Origin of the sequence: Nonomuraea composti, assembly GCF_012034275.1 — a bacterium.
GTDB lineage: Bacteria > Actinomycetota > Actinomycetes > Streptosporangiales > Streptosporangiaceae > Nonomuraea > Nonomuraea composti.
Genome location: NZ_JAATEP010000028.1, coordinates 19690 through 34423, shown reverse-complemented (window position 1 = coordinate 34423; position 14734 = coordinate 19690). Strand labels below are relative to the sequence as shown.

General features: G+C 72.3%; 9 protein-coding genes. 4 read left to right on the top strand and 5 right to left on the bottom strand.

From position 1 onward, the window contains the following. Positions 1 to 104: 104 nt before the first annotated feature. The gene (locus tag HCN51_RS33260; protein ID WP_168014981.1) at positions 105 to 3434 is read right to left on the bottom strand and encodes a glycosyl hydrolase family 95 catalytic domain-containing protein; all 3330 of its coding nucleotides are present in this window, start codon (positions 3432 to 3434) and stop codon (positions 105 to 107) included. Positions 3435 to 3612: 178 nt separating this feature from the next. On the opposite strand from HCN51_RS33260, the gene HCN51_RS33255 reads away from it, so the two are divergent. Further along, on the top strand, positions 3613 to 4530 hold the full coding sequence (locus tag HCN51_RS33255) for a hypothetical protein (protein WP_240973505.1): 918 nt from the start codon (positions 3613 to 3615) through the stop codon (positions 4528 to 4530). Positions 4531 to 4652: 122 nt separating this feature from the next. Here HCN51_RS33255 and HCN51_RS33250 read toward each other — a convergent pair whose 3' ends face one another. Beyond that, positions 4653 to 4829 carry a hypothetical protein gene (locus HCN51_RS33250; protein ID WP_155129327.1) on the bottom strand — a complete coding sequence of 59 codons (177 nt, stop codon included), beginning with the start codon at positions 4827 to 4829 and terminating at the stop codon, positions 4653 to 4655. A gap of 383 nt (positions 4830 to 5212) precedes the next feature. On the opposite strand from HCN51_RS33250, the gene HCN51_RS33245 reads away from it, so the two are divergent. Beyond that, on the top strand, positions 5213 to 5962 hold the full coding sequence (locus HCN51_RS33245) for a hypothetical protein (RefSeq protein WP_168014979.1): 750 nt from the start codon (positions 5213 to 5215) through the stop codon (positions 5960 to 5962). An 11-nt stretch (positions 5963 to 5973) separates the two neighbouring features. On the opposite strand, the gene lexA is transcribed toward HCN51_RS33245, so the two are convergent. After that, the gene (gene lexA / locus HCN51_RS33240) at positions 5974 to 6642 is read right to left on the bottom strand and encodes a transcriptional repressor LexA (RefSeq protein ID WP_230466629.1); all 669 of its coding nucleotides are present in this window, start codon (positions 6640 to 6642) and stop codon (positions 5974 to 5976) included. Positions 6643 to 6781: 139 nt separating this feature from the next. On the opposite strand from lexA, the gene HCN51_RS33235 reads away from it, so the two are divergent. Beyond that, positions 6782 to 8392, top strand: a complete 1611-nt coding sequence (locus HCN51_RS33235) for a flavin-containing monooxygenase (protein WP_168014977.1) — start codon at positions 6782 to 6784, stop codon at positions 8390 to 8392. Positions 8393 to 8990: 598 nt separating this feature from the next. Continuing rightward, entirely contained in the window at positions 8991 to 11333 is a 2343-nt protein-coding gene (locus tag HCN51_RS33230; protein WP_168014975.1) for an ExeM/NucH family extracellular endonuclease, read from the top strand. An 87-nt stretch (positions 11334 to 11420) separates the two neighbouring features. Here HCN51_RS33230 and HCN51_RS33225 read toward each other — a convergent pair whose 3' ends face one another. After that, positions 11421 to 13079: an ATP-binding cassette domain-containing protein gene (locus HCN51_RS33225; RefSeq protein ID WP_168014973.1), complete on the bottom strand. Its 1659-nt coding sequence runs from the start codon at positions 13077 to 13079 to the stop codon at positions 11421 to 11423. Next, entirely contained in the window at positions 13072 to 14697 is a 1626-nt protein-coding gene (locus tag HCN51_RS33220) for an ABC-F family ATP-binding cassette domain-containing protein (protein ID WP_168014971.1), read from the bottom strand. The genes HCN51_RS33225 and HCN51_RS33220 overlap by 8 nt, the downstream gene beginning before the upstream one ends. Positions 14698 to 14734 lie beyond the last annotated feature (37 nt).

Sequence of the window (14734 nt, the reverse complement as noted above, 5' to 3'; positions counted from 1 at the left end):
CGCCCCTCCCGAACGCCGATAGCCGCCGTCGTCATGCTGCCGTCCCGTTCCCGCGAGGGCGACTGGTTTTTGCGGCGGACATGACCGGCAGGGGCGGGATGACGTCAGAAGGCCAGGTCCCTCCAGTTCTTGACCTCGTCGGCGGTCAGCGTCCTGGCGAGGATGGCGGCGCGGTCCACGCCGCCGGTCAGGCGCTGGCCGCCGCCCTGGTCGGCGGCGAAGCGGAGCGGGCGGGCGGTGCAGCCGGTGATGCCGTCGCCGGTGACCTGGCCGGTCGCGACGCGCTCGCCGTCCACGTAGAGGGTGAGGGCGCCGGTGCGGTCGAGGGTGAGGACGAGGTCGAGCCAGCGGCCGGCGGGCAGGGTGGCGTCCAGGGTGACGTTGGCGCCCGCGCCGATGAAGCGGACCTTCCCGGCGGGGGTGACGTCGATGAGGACGCCGTCGGTGCCGGGGTCGCCGGACGGCTGGGAGTCGAACAGCCGCCGGTAGCCGCTGCCCGCGACCTTGACCTCGGCGCCGAACGTGGCCTCCCGCACGACGCCGAGCGTGGTGTTCGCGGTGGTCAGGTACGTGTTGCCGTCGAGGGTGAGCCCGCTGCCCGTGGGGGCGGTGGCGTCGTAGGCCGGGGCGCCGCCGGCGACGGTGGCGTCACGGCCGTTGCCGGAGGAGTCGGTGACCGTTCCGCCCTCCTTGGGGTCCCAGGCGACCAGGACGGAGCCGGGCGGCGCGGGCGCGCACGGCTCCAGGGCGAGCACGGCGGTGGCGGCGCCCTTCCAGGTGTCGCCGGCGACGGAGGCGGTCAGCAGCGCCCGCCGCGTGCCGTCGGCCGGTCCCGGCGTGACGGTGAAGGTGGCGGTGCGGGAGCGTCCGGGCGCCACGCCCGCGAGGTGGCGGGTGGCGGGCTCGACGGTCCAGCCCTGGGGGGCGGTGAGTGTCACGTCGGAGGCGGGCACGGACCTGCGGCGGGTGGCGGTGACGGTGACCTCGGCCTCGAACGGCGTGCCGGGCGTGGCGGTGCCGGGCGCCTGGAGGGCGACGGCGGCCTCGTTCTGGATCGTGTACGCCTTGCCGGCGCGGGCGGTCCAGCTCAGCGCGTCGCCGTCGCGGCGCGGCCCGACCTCGTGGCCCTGCTCGTCGTAGACGCGGTAGCGGCCGGCGATGAACGACGACCTGACCTTGATCGGCCCGCTCTTGCCCGGCCGGACGGTGACGGTGTCGGGCGCGCCGTCCTTCCAGGCGGCGTCCACGGTGATGTCGCCGCGGGCGCGCAGCCCCTTGACGGAGCCGTCGCGCCACGTGCTGGGCAGGGCGGGCAGCACGTGCACGACGTCGTGCTGGCTCTGCAGCAGCATCTCGGCGATGCCGGAGGTGGCGCCGAAGTTGCCGTCGATCTGGAACGGCGGGTGCGTGTCCCACAGGTTGTCCAGCGTGGAGGCTTTCAGCTGCTCGGCGAGCATCTTGTGCGCGTGGTCGCCGTCCAGCAGCCGCGCCCAGAAGTTGATCTTCCACGCCTTCGACCAGCCGGTGCCGCCGTCGCCGCGCGCGGTCAGCGACACCTTCGCCGCCTCCGCCTCGGGCGTGCCGGGCGTGATCTGGTTGCCCGGGTGCAGGGCGTACAGGTGGGAGACGTGCCGGTGCGTGTCGGTCGTGGAGTCCCAGTCGCTCTTCCACTCCTGGAGCTGGCCCCAGGAGCCGACGCGCAGGCCGGGGTCGAGCTTCGCCAGGGCGGCGCCCGCCTCGGCCTGGAAGTCCTCGTCCACCTTCAGCTTCCTCGCCGCCGCCACGGCGTTCGTGAGCACCTCGCGGACGATCTGCTGCGACATCGACGCGCCCGCCGAGAAGTCGCCGTGCTCGGGCGAATAGCTCGGCGAGACGACCAGCCTGCCGTCCCGCGGGTCGGTGTGCAGGAAGTCGAGCCAGAACTCGGCCGCGCCCTTGATCACGGGGTACGCGGTCTCACGCAGGTACCTCTCGTCGCCGGTGAAGCGGTAGGTGTCGTACAGGTGCTGGGTGGTCCAGGCGGCGGCCTCGGGGAACCAGAAGGAGCTGGCGTAGTCGTGCACGCCGGTGAAGCCGAAGGGGTTGGTCTCGTTGTTGACCACCCAGCCGCGGGCGCCGTACATCTCCTGGGCGGTCTTGCGGCCGGGCGCGACGAGCGCGGTGATGTAGCGGTCGTAGGGCGTGGTCGTCTCGTGCAGGTTGGTCTGCTCGGCGAGCCAGTAGTTCATCTGCAGGTTGATGTTGACGTGGTAGTCGGCCGACCAGGGCGGGTTGGTGACGTTGTTCCACACGCCTTGCAGGTTCGCCGGGAGCAGGTCGTTCTCGCGGGAGGAGGAGATCAGCAGGTAGCGGCCGTAGGCGAAGAACAGCGCCTCAAGGGCGCGGTCCTGGGCGGCGGCGCCGCCGGTGTAGCTCCTGCGCAGCCGGTCGGTGGGGATCGCCGGGGCGGTGCCGCCGAGGTCCAGCCGCACCCGGTCGAACAGCTCGCGGTAGTCGGCCACGTGCGCCTTCCTGAGCTGGTCGTAGCCCTGGGCGGCGGCGGCGTCCACGGCGGCGGTGACCCTGGCGTGCGGGTCCTCGCCCCGGTAGGCGGGGTAGGTGCCGGCGTAGTCGGTGCCCGCCGACAGGACGATCACGGCGCTGTCGGCCCCGGTGACGGTGATCCGGTCCCCCGCGTCCGTACGCGTGCCGCCCTCGGCGATGACCTGCACCTGGGCCTCGAAACGCAGGCGGTTGTCCCGGAGCTGCCCGCGGATGGTGAGCCGGCCGCCGGAGGCGGTGACGGTCTTGTCGTCGCGCGGCGAGGTGTGCCGCAGCGTGAACGACACCTTGCCCGCCTGGTCGGCGGCGATCCGGCCGACGATCACGTTGCCGGGGTTGCTGGCGAAGTACTCCCGCGAGTAACGCACCCCGTCCGCGGTGTAGCCGACGCGGGCGACGGCCTCGCGCAGGCTCAGCTCGCGCCGGTAATCGGCGGGGGCCGCGTGGCCGAAGTCGAGGAACAGGTCCCCGAACGTCTGGTACGCCCCGAACCCGGTCTTGCCCTGGCCGAGCCTGGCCGCCACGTCGTTCGGCGTCATCCTGCCGTCGCGGTCGATCTGCTGCTGGACCTCGGCGATGGCGCCCGGCCTCGGCGTCCTCCAGTTGCCGAAGTCATAGCCCTGGACGCCGGGGCCGCCGCTCCACAGCGTCTTCTCGTTGAACTGGAGCTGCTCCGACGCGACCCCGCCGAAGATCATGGCGCCCAGGGGGCCGTTGCCGATGGGCAGGGCCTGGGTCTCCCAGTCGGTGGCGGGCTTGTCGTACCAGAGGGTCAAGTCATCGGGTGTCTGGGCGGTGGCGGCGGTCGCGGTCAGCGGGACGGACAGGCCGGCGGCCAGGGTGAAGAGCGCGACCAGGGCGCTGCTGACGCGTCGTCGCGGGGGGTGCGGCACGGATTCCTCCGATCACAGGAGCCTTGATCAAAGGAAATAGCATCGAAATCCGGGCGTAACAAGACTTCACATCGGATGTCTTCTCACCGAGCCCGGTGAAGCGGAACCCCTCCGACGACTTCCCCCGTTGAGCATCCGTCAATGATCCGTTGACACGCAGGCCCTATCCTCGTGCGCCATGTCCACTGACCAGGTCGCGGTAGAACGCACCACCGCTACACATATGCCCCCCGAGAGCGGCGCCCCCTCCCCCTCCTCCGACGAGGAGAGCAACGGCGGCGTCCTCTATCTGCTCGAACGCATCGGCTCCGTCATCGTGCCCATCGGCGTGACGCTCTATGCGGTGCTCTACCTCGGCGTCGAGGCGATGTACCAGGTGTTCGGCATCAGCCCCCAGCAGGCCGGCATCGACCAGTCCGTCCTGCTCGGGCGGCTCATGGGCACGCTGATCCTGATGCTGCTCATCCTCATCCCCACCCTCGGCCTGCTCGTCGGCCTGTTCTGGGTCGCCGACCGGATCACCCGGGGCGCGCTCGGCCGGCTGATCGAGGCCGTCCGGCGGCGGCCCTGGGTGGCCGCGCTGCTCGCCGCGCTGTGGTGCGGCGCCACGTATTGGGGGCTGTTCACCCTCTTCGGCGACCTCGACCTGTTCGTCATGGTCGTCGTCGCCGTCGGGCTCGGCGTGCTGACGTTCCTGGTGCCGTTCCGGCTGCTGCGCCGCAAGCCCGTCGGGCGCGCCGCCACGAAGGTCCTGCTCGGCGCCCTCACCGGCGTCGGGCTGGGGTTCCTGCTGATCCTCGCGATGGTGCAGGGCGCGCTCCAGGTGCAGGAGACCGGCCAGGCGAACGACCTGCTCACGTACGTCGGCTTCCAGGACCAGTGGGCGATCATCAAGAACGCCGAGGACGACAAGCCGCTCTACGACGGGCGCTGGATGATGCTGCTCGGCGAGAGCGACGGCACGTACGTCTTCTACGACTGCGACAAGTACGAGACGTTCCGCCGGCCCATGGAGACGACCAATCTGGCCTCGATCCAGCTCGACCCGGAGCGCGAGAAGGGCTTCACCTGCGGCTCGCTGGCCGAGCGGCAGTAGGACGCGCGACTCGGCGGCCCGCGACGGCCGGGCGCGGGCGGCCGCGGCCCAGGATCACTCATCGCAGGCATCGCAGGGAACGCCCGGCGACCGGCGCGGCCCGTTCCACGGACCGTCGCGGGTCACGGGTCGCGCCTGCTCAGCAGCTTGGGCAGGGCCGCGAGCGTCGCGCCGCCCGCGCCGCCACCGCTGAGCAGGGCGCCCGGCCACTGGGCGCCGGCGGCGAGGACGAGCGCGCACGTGATCGCGGCGATCATGATCGTCAGGGTGAGGGTGAGAAGCTGGCGGGTGGTGAACAAGGCGGTGTCCCCTTGGAAGTGGTCGATGTCGATGGACGCGACCCACCCTGTGGCTCGGAGAACGCCGTCGGCCAGCGGTCCAAACGTGCTCGGACGGAGCCGTACGAGGCCGAAAATGATCGCCGGCTTCGACGCAAACTTCCACACCTATCCGAATGCATCCGGGTTCAGCCGGATTCAGCCGGATTAATCGCGAAATCAAGGCTGAATGCCACTCTTGGGTCGCATGGGCAGGCGATCAGCGGATGTGACCTGCGATACCGGATGAGATCGGATCCGCGAAGTCGCGTCTATCGTGAAACGTTCTCTGGAAGCATGGCCCGCATCCGTCGACTCCCCGTCGACTCCACCGCCACATGAACCGGAATCGATCATCAAGGATGATGGCAGACACTCATAGGGCAGGAGCCCGTTCCGAATTCATCGCCGCGCTCAAGGAGCTGCGGGAAGCGGCCGGCCAGCCGACCTATTCCCAGATGCACAAGCTGTCGCGCGCCGAGGACGTCCCCAAGGAGCTACCGGCGAGCACGCTCAACGACATACTCAACGGCAAGCGGGAGCGCCTGCCCGACTGCCAGCTCGTCGTCTCGTTCGTGATGGTCTGTCACCGCCACGCCGAGTCGACCGGCCTGCCCACGGACGGCCTCGGCAGCGTCGCCCAGTGGCTGGCCCACTGGCGCGCCGCCAGGAACGAACGCGCCCAGGCCATCGGCTCGTACGACCTCTACGGAACCCCCGCCGACGAGGCCGAGCGCCGTACCACCAGGACCGTCGCGCGCCTGGTCCGCCTGGCGGGGGACGGTGACGACGAGTCCGTCTACCGCCTGGCGATCATCAAGGTGCTGACCGGCGAGAACGCGGAGGCCAGGTACTGGCTGCACGTCGCCCGGCAGCGGCGGCATCCCGGTGCCGAGGCGTTCGCCGCCACCTCGCGGCCTGAAGAGTTCGCGGCCGGTCAGTGCTTCGCCTACGGGCAGACCTACGAGCAGGCGGGCGCCGCCAAGGAGGAGATCGCGCGGTTCTACTACAAGCTCGCCGCCGACCACGGCCACCCGCAGGCCATCGAGCGCCTGCGGGCCCTGCGCACCGTCCCGTTCGGCAAGCTGCTCCCCGCCCCCGTGCCCACGACGTAGGCCGTCGAGGGTCAGACGCTGCGCAGGACCGAGACCACGATGCCCAGCACCACGGCCTCGTCACCGTCGATCACGTCGTAGGCGGGGTTGCGCGGCTCCAGGTAGACGTGCCCGCCGCGCCGCCGGAACACCTTGACGGTGGCCTCGCCGTCGATCATCGCGGCGACGATCTGGCCCGAGTGCGCCTCCGGCTGCTGGCGCACCACGACGATGTCGCCGTCGCAGATGGCCGCGTCGATCATCGAGTCGCCGCGCACCCGCAGGCCGAACACGGTGCCGCGGCCGGTCAGGTCGCGCGGCAGCGTCAGCGCCTCGTCCAGGTGCTCCTCCGCCAGGATCGGGCTGCCCGCGGCGATGTCGCCGACCACGGGCACGCTCACCATGTCCGCCGGACGCTCCGGCGCCGCCGCCCGCAGGAACGGGCGCACGTCGATCGAGCGGGTCACCGTGGTGCCCCGGCGCAGCAACCCCCGCTCCTCCAGGCTCCTCAGATGCTTCGACACCGACGAGGGCGACCTCAGCCCCACCGCACGGCCGAGCTCGCGGGTGCTCGGCGGGTAACCGTACCTGGCCACCCAGTCCCGGATCGTGGCCAGGATCCGCTGCTGGCGCTGCGGCAGGGCCGAGAAGTCCACGTACTCGAAGTCGTCATGATCGTCGTAGCTGGTCACCTGCGAAATGCTAGGCCCAACGCGGGCCCGGCGGGGTGACGGGACACTCACGAGCCGCCGGGTGCTAATCCTGTATCGAGGCTCTTGGCCGCTGGTGACGGTCATGTCAGGGTTACGGGCACGGATCGTGCCGACAGGGGTGATCGTCATGACCGAAGCGTCCATCGAGACCGGCTCGTCCTTCGACGCGGTCGTCATCGGCGCCGGGTTCTCCGGCATGTACATGCTGCACCGGCTGCGCGGCCTCGACCTGACCGCGCGGCTCTACGAGGCGGGCGACGGCGTCGGCGGCACCTGGTACTGGAACAGGTACCCGGGCGCCCGGTGCGACGTGGAGAGCGTCGAGTACTGCTACTCGTTCTCCGAGGAGCTGCAGCAGGCGTGGGACTGGACCGAGCGGTACCCGTCCCAGCCCGAGATCCTGCGGTACGCCGAGCACGTCGCCGACCGCTTCGACCTGCGCCGCGACATGAGGTTCGGCAGGCGCGTCAACCGCGCCGCCTACGACGCGGCCGGCGCCCGCTGGCGCGTGGAGACCGACCGCGGCGACCGCGTGACCGGCCGCTTCCTCATCACCGCCGTCGGCTGCCTGTCCGACGCGCGCGTCCCCGACCTGCCCGGCACCTTCGAGGGCGAGAGCTACCACACCGGGCGCTGGCCGCACGAAGAAGTCGACTTCACGGGCAAGCGGGTCGCCGTCATCGGCACCGGCTCGTCCGGCATCCAGATCATCCCCGTCATCGCCGAGCGGGCCGCCCAGGTCACGGTCTTCCAGCGGACGCCCAACTTCACCATCCCCGCCTGGAACCGCCCGATGCGGCCCCAGTACGCCCGATGGGTCAAGGACAACTTCGCCGAGATGCGCCGTTCCATGCGCGAATCCCTGTTCGGCATCGCGGCGCCGTTCAACACCCGCTCCGCGCTGGCGGCCTCCGAGCGGGAGCGCGCCGAGGAGCTGGAGGCTCGGTGGGCGCACGGCGGGCCGGGCTTCCTCGGCGCCTTCGGCGACACCGCCGTGGACGAGCGGGCCAACGAGGTCGTCGCCGAGTTCGTACGGGAGAAGATCCGCCGCGCCGTCGACGACCCCCAGGTGGCGGAGCTGCTGTCGCCGCGCGACCATCCGATCGGCACCAAGCGGCCCTGCTTCGACACCGGCTACTACGCCACCTACAACCGGCCCAACGTGCGGCTCGTCGACGTCCGCGCCACCCCCATCGAGGAGCTCGTTCCGGCCGGGTTGCGGACCACCGAGGCCACGTACGAGGTCGACGTCATCGTGTACGCGACCGGCTACGACGCCATGACCGGGCCGCTGCTCGCCATCGACATCACGGGCGCGGGGGGCGTGACGCTGCGGGACAAGTGGGCGGGCGGGCCGCGCACGTACCTCGGCCTGATGACTGCCGGCTTCCCCAACCTGTTCACCATCACCGGGCCCGGCAGCCCGTCGGTGCTCAGCAACATGTTCGTCTCCATCGAGCAGCACGTGGACTGGATCGCCGACTGCCTCCGCCACCTCGCGGAGGCCGGCGCGACCGTCATCGAGGCCAACGCCGACGCCGAGGACGGGTGGATGCGGCACGTCGGCGAGGTCGCCGCCCAGACGCTCTTCCCCCGCGCCGACTCCTGGTACATGGGGGCGAACATCCCTGGGAAGCCTCGGGTGTTCATGCCTTACGCGGGCGGGGTCGGCACCTACCGCGCCCTGTGTGACGAGATCGCGGCCAAGGGCTACGAGGGCTTCACCCTGTCCCCCTGACCCGCCCCCACACTCCGACCCCCATATCCTGCGTGAACCCGCCACACCGGACCTCGTGCCCTACGCACCACGCCGGAACTCACGCCCTACCCGCCATGCCGTGCGCGAGCCATGCGATGCCCGACGCGCAAGGCGGGCACCGCGCGAGCTGAACACAGCGCGATGCAGGCGCCGCGCGAGGTGACGGCCCACGGGGTGCCGTCGTGCGAGGCGGGCGCCGCAGCACGGAGCCGGGCACGGCGCAAGGTGGGCGCCGCGCAAGGTGGGCGCCGCACCGGGTGCCGCCGTGCGAGGTGGCCGCGCGAGGCCGCTGGCGTCGGGCGGTCGAGCCTGCCGCTCCGGATCGCGTATGTGCCCCTCACCGGCCGCGCGAGGTGGCGCCGCACGAGGGGGTGTCGCGGCTTCTCGGTGCGGGTGGGCGGGCGGCGGTCGCCCTCGCGTACGTGTGCGCGAGGGGCGGTGGTGCGGGTGGCGCATCGGCCGAAGGCGACACATCCGGGGGCCCTGAGTGGACACGAAGTGTCAATGTTTGAGATTTCATGACAAGTCCACGCCCAAGTCAGGGTTTTTCGTCGTTTGTCGGTTTACGCTCCCCGGCATGCGTGTTAAGTCCCGGGTCCTGGCGATCCTCGTCGTGGCCGGCCTGGCCGGTCCGATCGCCGCCCTGTCCTCACCCTCCATGGCCGCCGCGGCACCAGGCACCGTGGTCATCAGCCAGGTCTACGGCGGGGGCGGCAACTCCGGCGCCCCCCTCTCGAACGACTATGTGGAGCTGTTCAACCGCAGCGCCGCCCCCGTCTCGCTGGACGGCTGGTCCGTGCAGTACACCAGCGCCACCGGCACCGGGAACTTCGCCTCGAACAAGGCCGACCTGTCCGGCACCCTGGCGCCGGGCCAGTACCACCTGGTGCAGCTCGCCGCCGGCACCACGCCCAGCGGGGCGCTGCCCCAGCCCGACAGTGTCGGCTCGATCAACATGGGCGGCACCGCGGGCAAGGTGGCGCTGGTGCGCTCGGCCGAGGGCCTGGCCTGCAACGGCTCCACCGCCCCCTGCTCGGACGACCAGCTCGCGCAGCTCGCCGACCTGGTCGGGTACGGCACCGCGAACTTCTCGGAGGGCACGGCCGCGCCCGCGCTCACGAACGCCACCGCCGGGCTGCGCAAGGGCGGCGGCTGCGCCGACACCGACGACAACGCCGCCGACTTCGAGACCGGGGCCCCGGCGCCCCGCAACAGCGCCACCGCCCCGGCCCCCTGCGGCGGCGGCGAGCCGTCCCCGACGCCCACCCCGACACCCACCCCGACGCCGGCCGAGAGCTGTGACACGCCGGCCACGCACCAGATCCCGCAGGTGCAGGGCAACGGTGAGGCGAGCCCGGTCGCCGGGCAGAACGTCCGGGTCGAGGGTGTCGTGACCGGCGACTTCCAGGGCTCCGGCGGTCTCGGCGGCTTCTACGTGCAGGCCGCCCGGCCGGACGCCGACCCGGCGACCTCGGAGGGCCTGTTCGTGTTCTCCTCGACGCCGGTCAAGGCCGGCGACCGGGTGCTCGTGTCCGGCAAGGCGATCGAGTACAACGGCCTGACCGAGATCTCCCCCGCCACGGCCGTGAACGTGTGCGGCACCGGCACGGTCCGGCGTACCGAGATCGACCTGCCGCTCAGGAAGGACGTCACGTTCGAGCGGTACGAGGGCATGCTCGTCACGTTCGACGACGACCTCGCGATCTCCGAGACCTACAACCTGGCCCGCTACGGCGAGTTGCTCCTCGCCGAGGACGAGCGGCTGTTCCAGCCGACCGACCGCGAGGGCGTGGACACCGCCAGGGACGCGCGGCGCCGGATCCTGCTCGACGACGGCTCCAACGCGCAGAACCCGGCCACGCTGCCGTACCACACGCAGGGCTCGAACACCGTGCGCGTCGGCGACGAGGTGCGGGACCTGACCGGCATCCTCACCTACGGCTTCGACGTCTACCGCGTCCAGCCGACCGCGCCCGTCGTCTTCCGCGCCGAGAACCCGCGCCCGGCCCGCCCCGAGCGGGTCGGCGGCGACGTCCGGGTGGCCAGCCTCAACACGCTCAACTGGTTCACCACGCTCGGCTCGCGCGGCGCCACCACCGCCGAGGAGCGCGACCGCCAGCTCGCCAAGCTGGTCGCCACCATCACCACGCTCGACCCGGCCGTGGCCGGCCTCATGGAGGTCGAGCGCAACGACGACGTCGCGCTCAACGCCCTGGTGGACGCGCTCAACGCCAAGGCGGGCGCCGGCACGTACCAGGCGATCACGCACCCGAACCCGGGCACCGACCTCATCCAGACCGCGCTCATCTACCAGCCGGCCAGGGTCACCCCGATCGGCCCCGCGCGCTCCTCGTCCGACCCGATCTTCAACCGGCCGCCGCTGGTGCAGACGTTCGGCAAGGCGAACGGCCGGGGCAAGACGTTCACGGTGCTGGTCAACCACTTCAAGTCGAAGGGATGCACCGACTCCGACGGGCCCGCCACCGGCGCCGACGCCGACCAGGGCGACAGGCAGAGCTGCTACAACGCCAAGCGCGTCAAGCAGGCCCAGGCCGTGCTGTCCCTGATCGGCGAGCTGAAGCTGAAGAACGCGCTCGTCCTCGGCGACATCAACGCCTACGGCGAGGAGGACCCGATCCACGCCTTCGAGGACGGCGGGCTGACCAGCCTCAGCAAGAAGTACGTCAAGAAGGACGACCGCTACAGCTACGTCTTCGACGGCCTGTCGGGCGAGCTGGACCACGTGCTGGCCGACAAGGGCGCCCGCAAGCTGGTCACCGGCGCGACCATCTGGCACGTCAACGCCGACGAGGGCCGGTTCATGGACTACAACACCGAGTACAACCCGCCCTACCTGTACGCGCCCGACCCGTTCCGCTCCTCCGACCACGACCCGCTCCTGGTGGGCGTGCGGCTCTGAGACGCCTCGCCTCCCGCCTGCCACACCGGTGACAGGCACCACGCCTCCCGCCTGCCACACCGGTGACAGGCACCACGCCTCCGCCTGTCACACCGGTGACAGGCGGAGGCGCCGGCCCGGCCAGCGGGAACGCAGCCAGCGGTCATGGCTGGCGACCACGACCGCGCCCGGCCCCTCCGCACCCAGGGCCTCCTCCAGCTCGTCCGACAGGCGGGGCGAGAGGTGGTTCGTGGGCTCGTCGAGCAGGAGCAGCTCGGGCGGGTCCGCCACCAGCAGCGCCAGCGCCAACCTGCGCCGCTGACCGACCGACAGCTCGCCGACCCGCAGGTCCACGTCGCGGGGGCGGAGCAGGCCGAGCGAGCGCAGCGGCACCGCCTCCGCGCGTTCCGCCCCGAGCACCAGCTCGTACGTCTCCCGCGCCGTGCGGTCCGGCCGCTCGAACACCGTGTCCTGGGCCAGCAGCCCGACCCGCAGCCCGGGCCGCCGCCACACCTCGCCCGCCGCCTCCAGCCTGCCGGCGAGGACGGCGAGCAGCGACGACTTGCCGGCCCCGTTCGGCCCGGTGACCAGCAGCCGGTCGCCGGGCGTCAGGTCGAGCCGATCGACGGCCAGCCGCCCCGGCACCCGCACCCGCCGCAACGACAGCAAGGGCTCGTTCCCGGGATCCGCGCCTTCCGCGGCATGGGTCGTGTGGGCGGCGTCCGGGGTGCCGGTCGCGTCCGTGGTCAGGAGGCGGGGGTGGAAGCGGAGCGGGGGTGGCGGGGGTGGGAGCTGGTCGCGTTCCAGCTCGGCCAGCCGCCGCGCCGCGTTGCGCACCCGTCGCGAGATCTGCTGCTGCACCCGCCCGGCCCGGTGCCCGTACCCCATCTTCTCGTTGTCGCGCCGCAGCCCGCCCTGCGCCACCTGCCGGGCCGTCACGGCGACGGCGCCGCGCAGCTCGGCGAGCTCGGCCTGCTCGTCGGCGTGCCGCCGCGCCCAGCGTTCCCGTTCGGCGCGCTGCTCGGCCAGGTAGGCGCGGTACCCGCCCCCGTACCGGACGGGCCCGTCCATGGACGGGTCGAGGTCGAGCAGGGCGGTGCAGACGGCGTCGAGGAAGGCCCGGTCGTGGCTGGCCACGACGACGACGCCGGTCATGCCGCGCAGCTCCTCCTCGACGAACGCGACGGCTGCGTCGTCGAGGTGGTTGGTGGGCTCGTCGAGCAGCAGCGCCGCGGGCCGCCGGATGAGCAGCGCGGCCAGCGCCAGCCGCCCGCGCATGCCGCCCGACAGCGACGCGAGCGCGCGGGAGTGGGGCAGGCCGCCGAGGCCCAGCCGGTCGAGGACGATGCCGGCGCGCCGGTCGGCGTCCCAGGAGCCGCGTTCCTGGGCCTGCTCCAGCCTGGCCCCGTACGCGGCGAGCAGGGCGGCGTCGCCGGGGTCGGCGGCGAGCGCCTGGCCGAGCCGGTCCAGCTCGGCCAGGTCCGCGCGGGCCTCGCGCAGGGCGTCGGCCAGCACGTCGGCGATGCTGGCGCGGGCGTCGAACGGCAGCTCCTGGTGCAGGAAGCCGAGGTCGGCGGGGCGCGTGACGGTGCCCGCGTCGGGCCGGTCCACCCCGGCCAGCAAGCGGAGCAGGGTGGTCTTGCCCGCGCCGTTCTCGCCGATAAGCCCGATCCGCTCGCCGGGCGCGGCGGTGAGGGAGACGCCGTCGAGCACGCGCCGCGCGCCCAGCGTCCGTACGAGATCGCGGGCGAGCAGCGCGTCACTCACCCTGGGGGCCTCCGGTCTCCAGGAGCCGGCCTCCGGACAGCTCCAGCCACCGCTCGACGCCGATCTCGGCGAGGAACCGCTCGTCGTGGCTGACCACGATGAACGCGCCCTCGTACGCGGCGAGCGCGCTTTCGAGTTGGGCGACGCTGACCAGGTCGAGGTTGTTGGTGGGCTCGTCGAGCAGCAGGAGCTGCGGGGCGGGCTCGGCGCACAGGACGCAGGCCAGCGTGGCGCGCAGCCGTTCGCCGCCGGACAGCACGCCGACGGGCAGGTGGGCGCGCGGGCCGCGGAACAGGAAGCGGGCGAGCAGGTTCATCCGCTCGGCGGGGGCCATGCCGGGGGCGGCGTCGGCGAGGTTCTCGGCCACGGTGCGGTCGAGGTCGAGCAGGTCGAGCCGCTGCGACAGGTAGGCGACGCGGCCGTCGGCCCGGCGGGTGGTGCCGGCGTCGGGCGTCAGGTCGCCGCTGACGATGCGCAGCAGGGTGGACTTGCCGGCGCCGTTCCTGCCGGTCAGCGCGATGCGCTCGGGCCCGCGCACGGTCAGGTCGAGGCCGGGCTCGGCGAACAGGCCGCGCGCCTGGAGGTGCTCGCCGTGGAAGACGGTGCGCCCGGCGGGCACGTTGGTGCCGGGCAGCTCCAGCGTGATGCGCTGGTCGTCGCGCAGCGCCCGCCCGGCCTCGTCGAGCCTGGCCTTGGCGTCGCTGACGCGGGCGGCGTGCATCTGGCCGGCCCGCCCGGCCGACTCCTGCGCGCCGCGCTTCATGTTGCCGGCGAAGATGCGGGGCAGGCCGGCGTTCTTGAGGTTGCGGGCGGCGTTGCCGGCGCGGCGCTCGGCGCGCTCGCGGGCCTGCTGCATCTCCCGCTTCTCGCGCTTGAGCTCCTGCTCGGCGCTGCGCACGGTGCGCTCTGCGGCCTCCTGCTCGGTCCGTACGGCCTCCTCGTACGCGGTGAAGTTGCCCCCGTAGAAGCGCACCTCGCCCCGTTCGAGCTCGGCGATGCGGTCCATGCGGTCGAGCAGGACGCGGTCGTGGCTGACCACGAGCAGGCAGCCGTTCCAGTCGCCGAGCAGGTCGTGCAGGCGGTGCCGGGCCTCGAGGTCGAGGTTGTTGGTGGGCTCGTCGAGCAGCAGCACGTCGGGCCGCTTGAGGAGCTGCGCGGCCAGGCCGAGCGAGACGACCTGGCCGCCGCTCAGCGTGGCGAGCGTGCGGTCGAAGGCGAGCCCGTCGAGGCCGAGCCGGTCGAGCTGGGCGCGGGTGCGCTCCTCGATGTCCCAGTCGTTGCCGATGGTGGTGAAGTGCTCCTCGGAGGCGTCGCCGGACTCGATGGCGTCCAGCGCGGCGATGACGGGGGCGATGCCGAGCACTTGCGCCACCGTCAGGTCGCCGGTGAGGGGCAGGCTCTGCGGCAGGTAGCCGAGCACGCCCTTGACGGAGACGTCGCCGCCGGACGGCCGCAGCTCGCCGGCGATGAGCTTGAGCAGCGTGCTCTTGCCGGCGCCGTTCGGGGCGACGAGCCCGGTACGGCCGCCGCCCACGCTGAAGGACAGGTCGGTGAAGACGGGGGTGTCGTCGGGCCAGGAGAAGGACAGCCCGGAACAGATGACGAACGCGTCGGACATGCTGAGAGACCTCGGAGAATTGACCCGGGCACGCAAA

What these genes read in the sequence shown, in the direction of transcription:
- HCN51_RS33255 (WP_240973505.1), top strand. Translation starts at nt 3,613, where the DNA reads ATGTCCACTGACCAGGTCGCGGTAGAACGCACCACCGCTACACATATG.
- HCN51_RS33245 (WP_168014979.1), top strand. Translation starts at nt 5,213, where the DNA reads ATGGCAGACACTCATAGGGCAGGAGCCCGTTCCGAATTCATCGCCGCG.
- HCN51_RS33235 (WP_168014977.1), top strand. Translation starts at nt 6,782, where the DNA reads ATGACCGAAGCGTCCATCGAGACCGGCTCGTCCTTCGACGCGGTCGTC.
- HCN51_RS33230 (WP_168014975.1), top strand. Translation starts at nt 8,991, where the DNA reads ATGCGTGTTAAGTCCCGGGTCCTGGCGATCCTCGTCGTGGCCGGCCTG.
- HCN51_RS33220 (WP_168014971.1), bottom strand. Translation starts at nt 14,697, where the DNA reads ATGTCCGACGCGTTCGTCATCTGTTCCGGGCTGTCCTTCTCCTGGCCC.